11 protein-coding genes are annotated in these 14,812 nt (G+C 71.5%); 3 read left to right on the top strand and 8 right to left on the bottom strand.

The features are described from left to right. Positions 1 to 61: 61 nt before the first annotated feature. Both ACI2K4_RS01475 and ACI2K4_RS01480 read right to left on the bottom strand, forming a co-directional pair. A complete protein-coding gene (locus ACI2K4_RS01475) occupies positions 62 to 2,161 on the bottom strand; it encodes a BTAD domain-containing putative transcriptional regulator (RefSeq protein ID WP_404507886.1) in 2,100 nt (699 codons plus the stop codon). Positions 2,162 to 2,500: 339 nt separating this feature from the next. Beyond that, positions 2,501 to 6,478 (bottom strand): CARDB domain-containing protein, encoded by a 3,978-nt coding sequence (locus ACI2K4_RS01480; RefSeq protein ID WP_404507888.1) that lies wholly within the window; start codon positions 6,476 to 6,478, stop codon positions 2,501 to 2,503. A 388-nt stretch (positions 6,479 to 6,866) separates the two neighbouring features. Between ACI2K4_RS01480 and ACI2K4_RS01485 the strand changes: the two genes are divergently transcribed. From ACI2K4_RS01485 to ACI2K4_RS01495, 3 genes are all read left to right on the top strand, one after another. Then, positions 6,867 to 7,463: a mismatch-specific DNA-glycosylase gene (locus ACI2K4_RS01485; protein ID WP_404507890.1), complete on the top strand. Its 597-nt coding sequence runs from the start codon at positions 6,867 to 6,869 to the stop codon at positions 7,461 to 7,463. A gap of 56 nt (positions 7,464 to 7,519) precedes the next feature. Continuing rightward, positions 7,520 to 8,959, top strand: a complete 1,440-nt coding sequence (locus ACI2K4_RS01490; RefSeq protein WP_404507891.1) for a hypothetical protein — start codon at positions 7,520 to 7,522, stop codon at positions 8,957 to 8,959. Positions 8,960 to 9,043: 84 nt separating this feature from the next. Beyond that, a complete protein-coding gene (locus ACI2K4_RS01495) occupies positions 9,044 to 9,622 on the top strand; it encodes a nucleosidase (RefSeq protein ID WP_404507893.1) in 579 nt (192 codons plus the stop codon). A 137-nt stretch (positions 9,623 to 9,759) separates the two neighbouring features. On the opposite strand, the gene ACI2K4_RS01500 is transcribed toward ACI2K4_RS01495, so the two are convergent. From ACI2K4_RS01500 to ACI2K4_RS01525, 6 genes are all read right to left on the bottom strand, one after another. Next, positions 9,760 to 11,127, bottom strand: a complete 1,368-nt coding sequence (locus ACI2K4_RS01500; RefSeq protein WP_404507894.1) for an endo-1,4-beta-xylanase — start codon at positions 11,125 to 11,127, stop codon at positions 9,760 to 9,762. A 286-nt stretch (positions 11,128 to 11,413) separates the two neighbouring features. Beyond that, a complete protein-coding gene (locus ACI2K4_RS01505) occupies positions 11,414 to 12,400 on the bottom strand; it encodes a hypothetical protein (protein WP_404507895.1) in 987 nt (328 codons plus the stop codon). 95 nt (positions 12,401 to 12,495) lie between these two features. Continuing rightward, the gene (locus ACI2K4_RS01510) at positions 12,496 to 13,491 is read right to left on the bottom strand and encodes a hypothetical protein (RefSeq protein ID WP_404507896.1); all 996 of its coding nucleotides are present in this window, start codon (positions 13,489 to 13,491) and stop codon (positions 12,496 to 12,498) included. Between the two features lie 37 nt (positions 13,492 to 13,528). Beyond that, complete coding sequence (locus ACI2K4_RS01515; RefSeq protein ID WP_404507897.1) at positions 13,529 to 13,855, bottom strand: hypothetical protein; 327 nt, start codon at positions 13,853 to 13,855, stop codon at positions 13,529 to 13,531. 30 nt (positions 13,856 to 13,885) lie between these two features. Next, a complete protein-coding gene (locus tag ACI2K4_RS01520; RefSeq protein WP_404507898.1) occupies positions 13,886 to 14,317 on the bottom strand; it encodes a hypothetical protein in 432 nt (143 codons plus the stop codon). Further along, positions 14,314 to 14,658 carry a YbaB/EbfC family nucleoid-associated protein gene (locus ACI2K4_RS01525; protein ID WP_404507899.1) on the bottom strand — a complete coding sequence of 115 codons (345 nt, stop codon included), beginning with the start codon at positions 14,656 to 14,658 and terminating at the stop codon, positions 14,314 to 14,316. Before ACI2K4_RS01525 ends, ACI2K4_RS01520 begins: the two co-directional genes overlap by 4 nt. Between the last annotated feature and the right edge of the window lie 154 nt (positions 14,659 to 14,812).

The following is a 14,812-nucleotide window of genomic DNA, read 5'->3' on the forward strand; positions in this document are numbered from 1 at the left end:
CGGCGGCTGGCGCAACTCGGCGGGTGGCCCGGCCTGGGCGTGGCCGAGACTGACCGGTGGTTCAGCCCGTCCGCTCCAACAGCGCGACCCGGGACTTCTCCGGGGAGGGTCCGTGCCACGACCGGGTCACCCGGCTCATCAGGTACGTCAACTGCTCCCTGGGCGCGTTCGGGATGCTGGAGGTCTGCGCGGCCACCGACCAGAGGTGCTCGTGTTCGACCAGCAGCCAGCGGCGGGCCGCCTCGGCGTCGTCGAAGCGGAAACCGCCGGGCCCGGGGTCCGGCAGGGTGGTGCCGGCGTCCGTGGCGAGCGCGTCGCGCATGGTCGTGACGTAGAACCGGGCCATCCTGGCCAGCGCGGCGTCGCACTCGGCCCGGCCTTCCTCGATCAGCGCCCGGCGGCGGGCGAAGGCGCGTACCGGGTGCAGGTAGCGGTAGCGCGCGTCGGCGCCGGGCTCGATCAGGTGTACGTCGGCCAGCGACTCCAGCAGGTTCTCCGTCTCGTCGACGGAACGGTCCAGCACGGCCGCCGCCGCGTGCAGGGAGATGTCCGGCCCGTCCGGGACCGCCAGCAGTCGCAGCGTACGGGCCTGTGCCGGGGACAGGTCGGCCAGGGCGGACTCGTACGGGCGCTCGATCGCGTGACATTCGGACTGTCGTGGTTCGAGGTCGGTGGCACAGCCCGTGACGCGTCGCAGCGAGGTGGCCAGGGTCCAGTCCGGGCGGGACGCCAACCGGTCGGCGATCCCGTGCACGACATGCGGCAGACCGGCGGCGAGGCGGACCAGGCGACGGGCCTCGCCGGGCTCGGCCCGGACCCGTTCCGCCCCGGCCAGGCGCTCCAGCAGTGCGAGCGACTCGTCCTCGGGCAGGCCGTCGAGCTTGAGCCAGTGTGCGTACGCCAGGCCGAACAGGCGTCTGCGGGCGGTGACCACCACGGCGGCCCCGCCGGGACCGGGCAGCAGTGGTCGTACCTGCTCGACGTCGCGGGCGTCGTCGAGCAGCAGCAGCATCCGGCGGCCGGCGGTCAGCGAGCGCCACAGCCCGGCGCGTTCGGTCGGACCCTGCGGTACGGCGTCGCCGACCACGCCGACATCGCGCAACAGCACCGCGAGCGGATCGGCGGTCGCGCCGAGGTCGACGAAGAACCGGCCGTCCGGGAAGTCCCCGGCGAGGGCGTGTCCGGTGTGTACGGCGAGCGAGGTCTTGCCGACCCCGGCGATGCCGGTGAGCCCGAGCACCGGCACGGTCACGTCCGACGGGGTCAGCGCCTCGGTCAGCCGGTGCAGCGGATCGGTGCGCCCGGTGAACTCGGCCAGGTCCGGGGGGAGGTGGGTGGTCCGCTCGACCGGTTCCGGTCGCGCCGGCCGGCGCAGCGGTGACGAACCGGCCGGCGGTGGCCCGGCCAGCGCCGGGTCGGAGCGGAGGATGCGACGCTGCATCTCCCGCAACTCCGGCCCGGGATCGAGACCGAGTTCGTCGGCGAGCAGACGCTGGGTCTCCTGGTAGACGCGGAGCGCCTCGGCCTGCCGTCCGGACCGGTACAGCGCCAGCATGAGCAGCTCACGCGGCCGTTCGCGCAGCGGCTGCTCGGTCAGTACGGGCAGCAGGCTCGCCGCCGCCTCGATGTGCCGGCCCAGCTCCAGGTCGACCGAGGCCAGCTCCTCCACTGCCGCGCACCAGCTCTGGAACAGCCGGGTCCGTTCCGGCTCGGCGTACGGGGCGCGGATCCCGGCGAGCGGGGCGGCCTTCCACAGTGCCAGTCCGGCGCGCAGCTCGGTCGCCTCGGCGTCGAGGTCGCCCCGGTCGCGGGCCCGGCGAGCGCCGGCCAGGTGCTGCTGGAAGTCGGCGACGTCGAGGGTGCCCGGCCCGGTCGGCAGGGCGTAGCCTCCGCCGACCGACTCGATCACGGTCGTCGGGTGCCCCTCGTCCAGCACCCGCCGCAGTCGTGAGACGTACGAGCGGACCATGCCCAGCGCGGCGCGGGGCGCCTTCTCGCCCCAGATCGCGGTGACCAACCGGTCCGGTGTCGCCACCGCGCCGTCACGCAGCAACAGGGTGCCGAGCACGGCCCGCTGCTGGGGTGAGCCGAGTTCGACCTCGGTCTGCCCCCGCCATGCCCGCACCGGCCCCAGCACCTCGAACCGCAGTTCCTCGCCCACCAGCAACGTCCCTCCCGAAGCCTTCCCCCGGATCGGGCAACAGCGGCCGGATGGGTGGTATTCCGGCGCCCGGTCCGTACCGGGCACCCATCGGGGCCGCGCTCCGGTCGACCGGGGAACGGCCGGAACGTGGCCGCCAACCGGCCGCGATACACACGTCCGGGGTGCCGTTCCGGTTCACCTCGAACCGTCCCCGGTCGATGACCTGCGGGTACCTGCTGAGGCAGCACTACAACGACGTGCTCCCCCGGCCGGGGGCGCCGGGGGAGCACTGGTACGTCGTCCGTCCGTCCACGCCGGCCCCGGGTACGGATCAGGGGCCGGCGGTGGACGGCCGGTCTAGCCGCCGGTGATCACGAAGCTCGATCCCGGTTGGGTGACGATGTTGCCGTCGGCGGAGTTGGTGATGGTGACGTTCGACAGCGTCGCGCTGCCCCGGGCACCGCTCATGGCGAGGATGCCGGCGCCGTTGTTGGACCTGTCGATCCGTACGTTGCTGATCACCACGCCCGGTATGCTGCCGCCGCCGGTCTTGAACTGGATGCCGTCGTAGGTGGAGTCGACGATCTCGGTGTCCCGGATGGTCACTCCGACGATGTCCCGGGTCGCCGCGAAGAGCGTGATCGCGCCGAACTCCTGGGCCTCGCCCCAGAACGCCCCGCCGGTACGGTACAGCCCGTTGTTGGCGATCAGCGTCTGCCCGGAGAAGGGCAGCGGGTCGTGGTCGGTGGCGAGCATGATGCCCGGGTAGTTCATCGTGTCGTAGATCAGGTTGTTCTCGATCTTGTTGCCGTAGCCGCCGTAGACGGCGATGCCGTTCGCCCGCCAGGGCAACTGGATGGTGTTGTTGGCGAACACGTTGTCGTGCGCGATGTCGACCGAGGGGTCCTTGACGTACCGGTTGGCCCAGACCGCCAGGGAGTCGTCACCGGTGGTACGGAACGACGAGTTGAACACCCGCGAGTTGCGCGTGCCGTTGGTGAAGTTGATGCCGTCGGCGTACGTGTCGCGGATGCGCATGCCACTGAACTGCAACCCGTCGGCCGGGCCCCACAGGTCGGGGATGTTGTCGTAGTCCCGGCCGACCCAGACCCCGACGTTGGCGTGTTCGATCCAGACGTTGCTGATCCGGGTGTTCTCCCCGAAGCGCCCGTTCAGGCCGACGCCACCCTCGGCGCCGCCACCGCCACGGATCCGGCCGGAGCCGAAGATGGCGATGTCGGAGATCTGGGTGTTGTCGTCGATGTCGAAGCCGAAGTTGCCCTCGTGCGGGTGGTTGATGCCACCGACCGCCAGGTGCGGCTCGGTCAGCGTGTACAACTGCGAGTGCCACATGCCGGCGCCCCGGATCGTGACGTTGCTGATCCCCACCTGGTTGTACTGGCCCCGGTTGAGCGGGTCGTCGGTGAGGATCTTCTTCTCCTGCCGCCACTGCCCGGCCGGGATCCAGACGCAACCGATGACCCCGTTCTGGTCGTCGGTCACCGCCCGCTGGATGGCGTCGGTGTCGTCGATCCCGTCGTTGGCGACCGCACCGTACGCGGTGATCGAGGTGCAGCCGGCCGGCTGGCTCGTCGCCGGTGCCACCTGCTCCAGGTCGACGAAGTCGATGATGTAGAACGACGCGGTGTCGCCCGCGTCCCGCTGCAACCTGAACCGGGTGCCGGCCGGGTAGGACTGGGCCAGCAGGGCGTGCGCCTCGTCGAAGAGCCGCCGGGCGTCACCCTGCGGCGTGTTCGTCAACCCCTCCGGGTCGTCGGTGCTGCCGTACAGCCAACTGTGCCGGGACGAGAGCGTCAGCTTCTGGGCGAAGGTGTCGTTGACGTACAGGCTGATGCTGGCCTCGATGCCACCACCGCCGGCCGCGTCCGGGATGGAGTTGCGCACCACGATCGAGTTGGCCGCGTTGGTCGAGGTGAACTCGACGAACTGGCCGGAGCTGTTCAGCCGTACCGACTTGCGACCGGAGGACTCGGTGGCGAAGTTGGTGTGTCCGAACGTGCGCTCGGCGTCGGTTTCCAGCAGCGTGCCCTGGTAACGGGCCGCCTCGGCCTCGTACGAGACCCACGGCACCGCCGCCCCGCGCCCGACCACGATCGCCTGGGTGAAGGTGTTGTTGCCCTCGTTGGTCTCGGCGACCGCGTTGGTCGCGTCGGCGGTCACGGTGATGGTGGCGCCGCCGCTGGTCGCGGTCCAACTGCCGGAGATCGCCACGGCGGTGGTCGCACCGGCGGCGATGGACGGGGTGTTGGTGTTGAGCGTGGTGCCGCCGACCGTCAGCCGGGTGACCGTGGTCGCGCCGGACGCGGTGGTGCCACGGTTGTTCAGCGTCGCGGTGAAGGTGACCGGTGCGCCGACCGCCGGGTTCGGCGGGTTGGAGGTCACCCCGAGCACCTGCAGGTCGGGGCCGGGGGCCTGGGCGACCACCAGCGGGGACGGTGCGGTGAAGCTGTTGTTGGCGTTGTTCTGCTCGATCACGGTGTTGGTCGGGTCGACCACGGCCGTGACGCTGTAGCTGCCCATCGCCCGGGTGCCGGCGTTGAACGACACCGTGGTCGAGGCTCCGGCGCCGAGCGCGCCGACCGGGGCGCTGCCGACGACCGCGCCGCCCAGGCTGAAGTTGACCGTGGTCGCGCCGGCCGCCGCCGAACCGATGTTCTGCACGGTGGCGGAGAGGGTGATGGCGCTGGTCTCGGTCGGTGACGCGGGCGTCCAGGTGGTCGAGGTGACAACCAGGTCGGGGTTGGGCGCCGGGGTGCCGCAGACCTCGAACTCGGCCACCTGCCCGGACGGGGCGCCGGTGTTGGAGTTGAACTGGAGCCGTACGTCGGCCGTGGTCGCGCCGACCGGGACGCTCACCACGTTGTTGCCCTGGACGAACTGGTAGTTCGCCGCCGCCACCAGGCTGGTGTAGGTGGTCGAGCCCTGGTCCCGGCCGAGGATCTGGAAGTTCTGGGTACGGGTGCCCCAGGCCGGGTCCGGGTTGAGCTTCACGTTCACGGCGCTGAGGACGTGGTTCGCGCCCAACGCCACGGTCAGGTTCTGCGGGTAGGACGGCGCGCCCTCCCAGTAGGTGGCGAGCGACCCGTCGTTGGCCTTCTCGGGGGTGAAGGTGAAGGTGGAGCCGCTGGCCGTCATGGTCTTGCCGGCGGCGACGTTGGTGCAGCCCGGCGGCTGCGTACCGGTCCGGGTGACGGTGTTGCTGTTGCCGGAGAGGTTGCCGGCACCGTCACGCGCCCGGACGTGGTAGGAGACGGTCGCCGTCGGCGGCTGGCTGTCCTGGTAGCTGAGCCCGGTGCCCAGGGTCGCGACCAGGCTGCCGCCACGGTAGACGTTGTAGCCGGCCAGCCCGCTGCCGCCGGAGTCGGTGGAGGCACCCCAGGTGAGGGTGATGGTGCTGCCCGAGGTGGCCTGCGAGAGCGCGCCCGGCACGGTGGGCGCGGTGGTGTCGCCGCCGCCGCTGCCGGTCCGGGTGACGGTGTTGCTGTTGCCGGAGAGGTTGCCCGCGACGTCGCGCGCCCGGACGTAATAGGAGACGGTCGCGGTGCTTGGCTGGGTGTCGGTGAACGTGGTGACGTTCCCGACCGACTGGAGCAACGTACCGTTGCGGTAGACGTTGTAGCCGGCCATGCCGCTGCCGCCGGGGTTGTCGGTCGACGCGCCCCAGTTGAGCGTGATGGTGGTGCCGGACTGGGTGTAGGACAGGGTCCCCGGCACGCTCGGCGCGGTGGTGTCGGCGCCGGTCTCGGGTCCGTAGATCTCCAGTTCGGAGAGCTGACCGGCGGGCCAGCCGCTGTTCGCGGTGAAGTTGAGCCGGACGTAGCGGGTGGTGGCCTGGCCGAAGGTGATGGTGACGGAGTTGGCGTTGACCGCCGGGTTGAAGGTGTACGTCTGCGAGGCGACCAGGTCGCCGAAGGTCGACCCGTTGGTGCTGCCCTGCACGCTCAACACCTGGGTACGGGTGCCCCAGTTGGTGCCCGGCAGCTTCAGGACGATCCGGTTGACGGCCACCGAGGAGCCGAGGTCGACCTGGAGCCATTCCGGGAAGGAGTTGTTGACGCTCTCCCAGTAGCTGGCCTGGTTGCCGTCGACCGCCCGGGAGGAGTCGTAGACGTCGGCGTGGCCGCTCTCCTGGGTGGGACGGCCCTGGGCGAGGTTGCCGACCGCGTCGGCGGCGACCGCGCGGGCGGTGGCGGTCTCGTCGAGCAGGTGGTGTGGGTCGCCGGCCGCGTTCGCGGCGGGCGACCACCCTACGGTGGCGATCATGGCGGTGGCGAGCGTCGTCGCCAGCAACCTGATCAGGTTCGTTCTTCTCATCTCTGTCCTTGTCGCGTGGAGGGACGTTTCCGCGTGTGTTCCGATCCCCCATGGGCGTGGGGTTGGGGTGCGAACGGGGCCGAGGGGGTGGTGGGGAACCGACGGCATCACCGGGCCTCTCCGGTACGGGGAGGAAACACCGCCGGGGGAGCGGCCCCACTCGAAATTGCAGATTCGAGCGATAAACCAAGCAGGTCTTTGTCGCAATCTTGCAATCCTTTGGCCGAATGTTACCGACGTGCTACCGGTGCGTCAACACTCCGGTCGATGTGTCCCATCGATCCTGAAGAATGGGCGTCCCGGGTGGTGAACCCGTACGCCGTCGCACGACCGCCGCTGAACAGCACCCGGAGACGCCGAGCCGCCCGGCGTGGGGGAGGGTGGGAGGATGCGATTCAGCCGAGCCGAACTGGCGGCGTTCCGTGGCGCTACCCTGCCGGACCTGGTCGAGCCCGGCGTCCGGATGCTCTTCGTCGGTGTCAACCCCGGGCTACGAACGGTTGCCGTACAGGCCCATTTCGGCCGGCGCGGCAACCGGTTCTACCCCGCGCTGTTCCGCGCCGGCATCGTGGACCGGCTGATCGACGCCTCCGCCGGGCTCTCCCCGGACGATCGGTCCCACCTCGTGGCGCGGGGGATCGGCATCACCAGCCTGGTCGCCGGAGCGACCGCACGGGCCGACGAGCTCAGCGCGCAAGAGCTGACGGAAGGTGCGCTCGCGTTGGCGCGACGCGTCCCGGAAATCGGCCCGGCGGTGGTGGCGGTCCTCGGCATCACCGCCTACCGCGTCGCCTTCGGCCGTCCCAAGGCGACGGTCGGCCGCCAGCCGCAGGAGATCGGTGGGGCGCAGCTCTGGGTGGTGCCGAACCCGAGCGGGCTCAACGCCCACGCCACCGTCGCCGGGCTGGCCGACGCCTACCGCGAGGCCGCCACCGCGGCCGGGATCGAGATCCTCGACGGACGACCCGAGCCGGGACAGCCCTGAGCCGGGCCGGGGCGCGGTCCGGGGGAGGGGCTTGCCATCGATGACAGGATGGGCGAATGGATCTGGAATCGGGAGCGGGTCTCCTGCACCGGCTGACGACGTACGAACGCGGTCGAGCGTGGACCGTGCCGGTCGACGACCCGCGGGTACGCCAGGACCTCACCCCGAACGACCCGGAGACCAGACCAGCACCGATGAAGGAATACCGGGATCTGCCGGTCGTGCCGCTGCCACGCGACCTACCCGATCCGGGAGTCTCCGCGACCGCCGCGCTCGCCGGCCGCCACGGCGCGCCGGGCAAACTGGACGCGGCCCAGCTCGGCCGGGTGCTCTTCCTCGGGGCCGGGGTCGTCCGCCTCGCCGAGCGCGACGGAAAGCTGCTGCCGTTCCGCGCGTCCGGTTCGGCCGGCGGACGTTTCCCGCTCGAGGTGTACGCCAGCACCCGTGACGTCGAGGGCATCCCGGACGGGGTCCACTGGTACGACGCCCGGCAGCACGCCCTGGTACAAATCGCGCCCGCCGCCGACGGCGTCGCCACCACCCTGGTCGTCACCGGCGTGCCCTGGCGTACCGGCTGGAGTTACGGCGAGCGCGGCTGGCGGCACCTCTACTGGGACGCGGGCACGCTGCTGTCGCAACTGACCGCCGGGGCCACGAGCGCCGGGCTGCGACCGCGACTGCACAGCCTCTTCCCGGATTCCCGCCTGCGGGCGCTGGTCGGCGCCGACGGTGTGCACGAGTACCCGCTGGCACTGCTCCGCCTGGGCGACGGCGTCCCGGCGGTGACCCCGACCGGCCCGGCGGCAACGGGTGAACTGCCCCCGGTCGAACTGCCGCTCTGCACCGTGGCGCAGCGCGCGGGCGAGCGGGACGAACTCGGTGCCGCCTGGCCGGAGGGGCCCGAACTGCTCGACCCGCCCCCGTCGGACTCGCTGGTCGAGGTGGTCCGCCGCCGTGGGTCGCAACGGCGGATGGACCGTCGCGGCACTCTCGCCCGTGCGCTGCTCGAATGGCCGCTGCGGGCGGCGCTGCGCGGTGTCGACGTGCCGCACTGGGTGGTCGTGCACGGCGTCGACGGGATGGCACCGGGCGTCTACCGGTGGCCGGACCTGCGCACTCCGCTGCGCTCGGGCGACCTGCGCGGCGAGTTGGCGCGGGTCTGTCTCGATCAGGGCCTGGCCGGCGACGCGGCGTACGTCGTCATCGCGGCGGTGCCGCTCGCCGGCCTCGACGACCGTGGTTACCGCGACGCGCAGCTCGCCGCCGGCCTGGTGGAGGGGAGGCTGCACCTCGCCGCGTACGCCCTCGGTGCGAGCGCCTCCGGGATGACCTTCGTCGACGGGGAGGTGCCCGCGCTGCTCGGCGAGACCGACGACCTCGCCGGGTTGCTCTTCACCTGCGTCGGGGTGCCCGAGTACGTCGGCCGGCGCGGCGGAGCGCCCGGCGCCCCGACCACGTTCCGGCCGGTCCAGCCCCGGATCCTGCCGCCGTCGTGACCGGCACCGGGGCAGACCAGGTGAAACATGGCCGTCGTCACTCCGGCTTCGTCCGGCCGGTCGGGCGGCAGTAGCGTGCTCGGCGTGGAACTGATTGGTGAGATCTCCGCCGACCGACCGTTGCTCGTCCTGGCGGTGAAGGAGGAAGCGCAGTTTCTCGACACCACCCTGCCGATCCTGCTCACTGGCATCGGCAAGGTGAACGGGGCGGTCGCGCTCGCCACCGTCCTGGCCCGGGGCCCGCGCCCCTCCGGGGTGGTGAACCTGGGCACCGCCGGCGCGCTGCGCCCGGGATGGACCGGCACCCACGCCATCGGCACCGTGATCCAACACGACCTCGACACCCCCGTGCTGCGCGCGCTCACCGGCGAGACCTACGGGGCGCCGCTGACGTTGGCCGACGCCGACGGCCCGACCCTCGCCACCGGTGACACCTTCGTCGCCGACGACGACGCCCGGGACCGGCTGGCCGTACAGGCGCCGCTGGTGGACATGGAGGGTTACGCCCTCGCCTTCGCCGCCGCGCAGGCCGGCGTCCCGCTGCGCATCATCAAGCACGTCAGCGACGACGCGGGGGACGGCGCGGCGAAGACGTGGCGCGAGTCGGTCGCCGCCTGCGCGCGGGTCCTCGCCGACTGGTCCGCCCGGCACATCGGGGCCTGACCCCGTCCGACCGCCTGACGGGTGGCCTGACCCCGTCCGACCGCCCGGTGGGGTGGCCGGAGCGGGTCCGACCACCCCGTCGCGGAGCGGGTGGTGCCGGCCGCGTCCCCGTCGGGGTCAGCCGGGTGTGGTGCCGGTCAGGACGCCGTGCAGGACCGCACCTGCGGGCGGGTCCAGTTGCCGTTCGCCATGGTGGTGAAGCCGAACACGTTGCCGCTGCCGTTGGACCTCATGGTCATCACGCTGCCGCTGCTGTCCCAGCTCGGGGTGCCGTTCCAGGTGGAGGAGACCCGTTGCGGCGGGGTCACGGCGACCACGACGGTCCAGTTGGTGGCGCCGCTGACGGTCACCTCGCTGTTGAACCGGTCGCCCCAGCGGGTGCCGTCGCGCAGTGTCGCCGTGCAGCCCCCACCGCCGGGTGGCGGGGTGGTCGGGCCGGTCGTCGGGCCCGTCGTCGGCGGGGTGGTGCCGTTGTTCAGCGCGGCGAGGACCGCGTCGTACGCCGGCTTCTTGTTGCCGCTGTTGTTGAACAGCAGGGGGGTCTGGGAGGCGCGCCAGGAGTCGCTGTCCCGGATGCCCCAGACCGTGATGCCGGTGCAGCGGGAGACGGCCAGGCAGTCGTTCACGACGTTGCGGTACGAGGTGGCCGGTGCCCCCTCGATGTCCAGTTCGGTGATCTGCACGTCCACCCCGAGCGCCGCGAAGCTGGACAGCGTGGTGCGGTAGTTGCTGGGGTAGGGGGAGGCGTTGTTCATGTGCGACTGCAGGCCGACGCAGTCGATCGGCACCCCGCGTTGCTTGAAGTCCTGCACCATGCGGTAGACGGCCTGGGTCTTCGCGTGGGTCCAGTCGTCGGTGTTGTAGTCGTTGTAGCAGAGCTTCGCGCCGGGGTCGGCGGCGCGCGCGGCGCGGAACGCGACCTCGATCCAGTCGTTGCCGGTCCGTTGCAGGTTCGAGTCGCGCCGGGCGCCGCTGCTGCCGTCGGCGAACGCCTCGTTGACCACGTCCCAGGAGTGGATCTGGCCCCGGTAGTGGGTCGCGACCTGGGTGACGTGGTTGAGCATCGCGTTGCGCAGGGCGGTGCCGGACATGTTCTGCGCCCAACCGGGCTGCTGCGAGTGCCAGGCCAGCGCGTGGCCGCGTACCTGCATGCCGCGCTGGCGGGCGTGGCTGACGATGCGGTCGGCGTTGGCGTAGTTGAACTGGTTCTGGGACGGCTCGGTCGCGTCCCACTTCATCTCGTTCTCCGGGGTGACGCTGTTGAACTCCCGGTTCAGGATCGTGGTGTAGACGCTGTCGCTGAGCTTGTTCGCCGCGACCGCGGTGCCGAAGTAACGACCGCCCCGCTCGGCGGCCGACGCGCCGAGGGTGGTGGCGGCGCTGGCGGTGCTGGGCAGGACCATGGCGGCGGTCGCGGTGAGGAGACCCACGGCGCTGACGACCAGGGCCGCTCGTGCTCTGGACCCGAGTCTCGGGCGGGTACCCGTACGGGGCCTGTCGATCATCTCTGCCTCTTTCCGGGGCAATCGGCGGGCTGGTGAGACCCGTCCGGTGGCGGTGGCTCGGCGGGGTCCGGAGTGGTCGCCGGTGGGACGCCGGGCGACCGCCGCATCGAGCCAGGTGGATGTGAAGTATCCCAGCGGGCCAGATCGACAGCAATGAATTCCGGAAAACTATCGGAAGGCGTTGGTCACCCGGGTTTCGCGGTCACGGGTTGACCAGCGCAGCCGGATGGGCCCTCGCGGACGCCCGTGGCGAGGCTGAGGGAGTACGTCTTTCCGGAAGGATCCGTTACCCTTTCGGGGCCGACGCCGTCAGCTTGACGCGTGCCTCGAAGCGGGTGAGTTCGGTCGGCGCGGAACGGTCACGCGCTGCCGTCCGTACCTCCACGGTCGCCTCGACCCGCAGGTCGAGACGGGTCTCCCGGCCGGCGGCGATCTCCACCGTCACCGTCGCCCGGCCGGCGGCGGGTACGTCACCTCCGGCTTGCGCGCCCTGCCGTGGCGGACGGGCCACCACCGTCACCTCGTGCCGTCCCGCCGGCAGGCGATAACACCAGGTGCGCCAGGACAGCGGCCGTGCCACACCGTCGATCAGCAGGGACGGCCACGGCAGCCAGGCGTTCGGATCCGTCGAGGGTCTCGCGGCGACCTGGGTGCCGTTCCAGACGTACTGCCGGGTCGCCGTGGCGGTGACCACGAGGACGCCGTGACCGTCGTCGGCGAGCCCGGCCGGTGCGGCGGCGTCGCCGAGGAACACCCCGGCCCGCGCCGCGCGCACGTCCGTGTCGACCTCGGGGGACACCGCCGCGCGGTACCGGCGGTCGACCCGGCGCTTGGCCCCGATGGTCAGCGCGGCCGCCGCCACGGCGACCACGAAGACGGCCGCGACGAGAGCCGCGTTCGGCCGCAGCCCGGCCGCGTCGGCGACCAGCACGACGCAGGCCACGGCGAGGAGCGCGGCCGCGAATCCCCACCCGCCCGACCCCAGCCGCCGCCGGGCCGGCGCCGGAACGAGTACGCCGTCGGCGCCGCCGAACGACGCCGGCACCCAGTACTCCAACTCGGCGATCTGCCCGGTGTGCAGGCGTACCAGCCGGGTTGTCTCGGTCGACGACCGGCCGCGCACCTCGACAAGATGGTCACCGGGATCGGTCAGCACCACCGCGCGCCCGACGCCGTGCCACATCGGACGGTCGTCGACACCGATCGCCTTGGCGGACACAAAGTTGGCCGGGTCGGTGCTCCTCGTCCGGACCCGTACGGATATCCCGGCCATCCCGGAAGGTATGGCGGGCGCGGGCTCACCCTCCGACCACGCCACGACGGGCGCCCCCGGGTACGGCGTCGGCGGTATGAGCTTTTCCCAACGATTCATCGGTTGGTGTCCAGTGCCTCGTCGATCTCGCTGTCGGACATCTGCGGGTCACCCGCCTGTTCGTTCTTGATCCCACCGGTGCTGACGTTGACAAACGGCCCGGAGTAGCCTCGCCAGTCGGCGAGGACCGAGGTGGCGATCCGGATGCCCGTCGACAGGGTCGCGCTGGCGGCGGAGAACTCGATCACGCTGCTGCCGACGTTTGTCTTCAGCGGGCCGGGCAGGATCTTGCCGAGCAACGCGCCGATCTTGTTGAGCAGGGTGATGACCTTGTCCACGACCTGCACCGCCCGGGAGGTCGCGGAGGTGGCCTGCACCGCCGTCGCCGCCCCCGCCGCGGCGACCGACCCACCCATCGTCGGGCCGGCGAGGGCCATCGCGGCGACCCACTCGATGATCATCCACTCGATCAGGGTGGCCATGATCCCGATGATGATCTGCTGTGCGGCGGCCATGATCTTCGAGAACAGGGTCAGCAGACCGGCGATGGAGGCCGCCTCGCCGCCGGTCGCCCGGATCGCCTCGCTGAACTCGGTCAGCCGGGCCTTCGCCGCCTCGGCGTCCTTGCCCTGCCACTCGATGAGCTGGTCGTTCGCCGCCTGCAGGGTGGCCGCGCCCAGCGGCACCAGCGCCGCGCCGAGTTCCTGCCACTTCTGCGCGTACGCCTCGATCCGTTCGGCGTTGCCGGTGAAGAGGCTCAGCAGGTCCTCGAGGGGCTGGACAAAATCGATCAGGAAGGTCAGCCCGGCCGAGATGAGCCAGTTCAGGGGGTCGATCGCGAACGAGAAGGCGTTGCCGACGAGGTCGGCGGCCCCGGCGTAGATGTCCGACCACTCGCCCTCGGTGATACCGGTGTAGAGGTTCGCCGTCGCCTCGCCGAGGGGCAGGACGGACTTCGGGTCGAGGTCGACGGCGTCGGTGATGCCGAGGTCGCCCGCGTACGGGTCGTCGCCGCCGTCGTTGCTGAGGTAGGCGTCGTCCAGGTCGGTCACCCGAACCCACCTCCGTCACCGGGGGACCGGGGCTGGCTCACTTGCCGCCGCCCAGCTTCTCCTGGAAGCGCCTGAACGCCTGCTCCAGCGCCTCGTCCAGGGCGCAGTACCGGTCCGCGGTCTCCTGGATCGCGCCGCCCTGCGAGTTCAGCGCCTCGGAGATCTTCCTGACGTGGTCACGCGCCTCGGCCGCCTTGGCGTCGTACGAACCCTTCATCAGCAGCCCGAGCGCGCCCCAGAGCACGTCGGGCGGATCGGCGTCGCGCAGCCCGTCGGCGATCTGGGTGGCGCTGGTGCCGAGCGCCTTCAACACCTCGGCCGTGCTGGTGAGCTTGTCGGTCGGCACCACCACTCCGTCACCCACCGGTGCCTCCTCTGCACTCTCGTCGTACGGTCACCGGCGGCGCTCCCCACGGTGCTCGACCGCGTCGCGGACGTGCTCGGGAATCGCCTCGCGCACCATCTCGACGGTGCGGCCGGCACCGAGCGCCGACCCGAGTTCGGCCAACTTCAGGGCCCGTGCGGCCTGTGCCGCCCGGATCGCGGTGAGGATCATCTCGGCCAAATGCCGGCCCCGGCGCAGGGCCGAATCGGGTATGTCCAACGTGGCGACGATCCCGTCCCGGTCCACCTCGGCCCGTACCGACCCGTCGGTGGAGAAGCCCTCGCCGGTGAGGTCGCCGACCCGCTCGACGTACTGCTCGTAGCGTTCGATCGCGTTCCTGTTGTCCCGCCTGATCCCCTCGACAAAGGCGAGCACCTCGTCGGGATGGTGGAACTCCCGCTTCGGGGCCGGGCCGGTCGACCGGGGAGGTTCTCCACTCACCGGGCGCCACCGCCCTCCCGGTCGAGTTGGGTGCGCAGTTGTGCCGGCGTCGGCAGCGGGCGGAACGGCCCACCGGTCCGGTCACCCATGACCTCGGCCATCGCCACCGAGAGTTCCTCGCCCATCCGGGCGTGGGCCAGCCGGATCGTGTCGACCACGATCTCGCCGAGCCGGGCCCCGTCGTACTGGAACGCGCGGCTGCTCAGGTGCAGGTCGCGTACTGCTCCGCCCGGTCCGACCACGACGGTCACCGCGTGGTCGTCGCTGGTCAGCTCGACGGACGCCTCGGCGATCGCCTCCTGTACCCGTCGCGCGCGTTCGGTCATCGCGTGGGAGTCCACCCCCGGTGCTCCTTCCGCCCCCGATGCCAGCGGGCGCACCAGGGTTGCGAACCACCTTAGGTGTCCGGGACGTCCCACGTACGCCCGTGATCGAACCGTTCCCTTTTTGCGTCGATCGGCGTGCCGGCGGTGTCGGTGCCGCGCCGTCGATCGG

It is taken from the genome of Micromonospora sp. NPDC050397, assembly GCF_044901685.1.
Lineage (GTDB): Bacteria > Actinomycetota > Actinomycetes > Mycobacteriales > Micromonosporaceae > Micromonospora_G.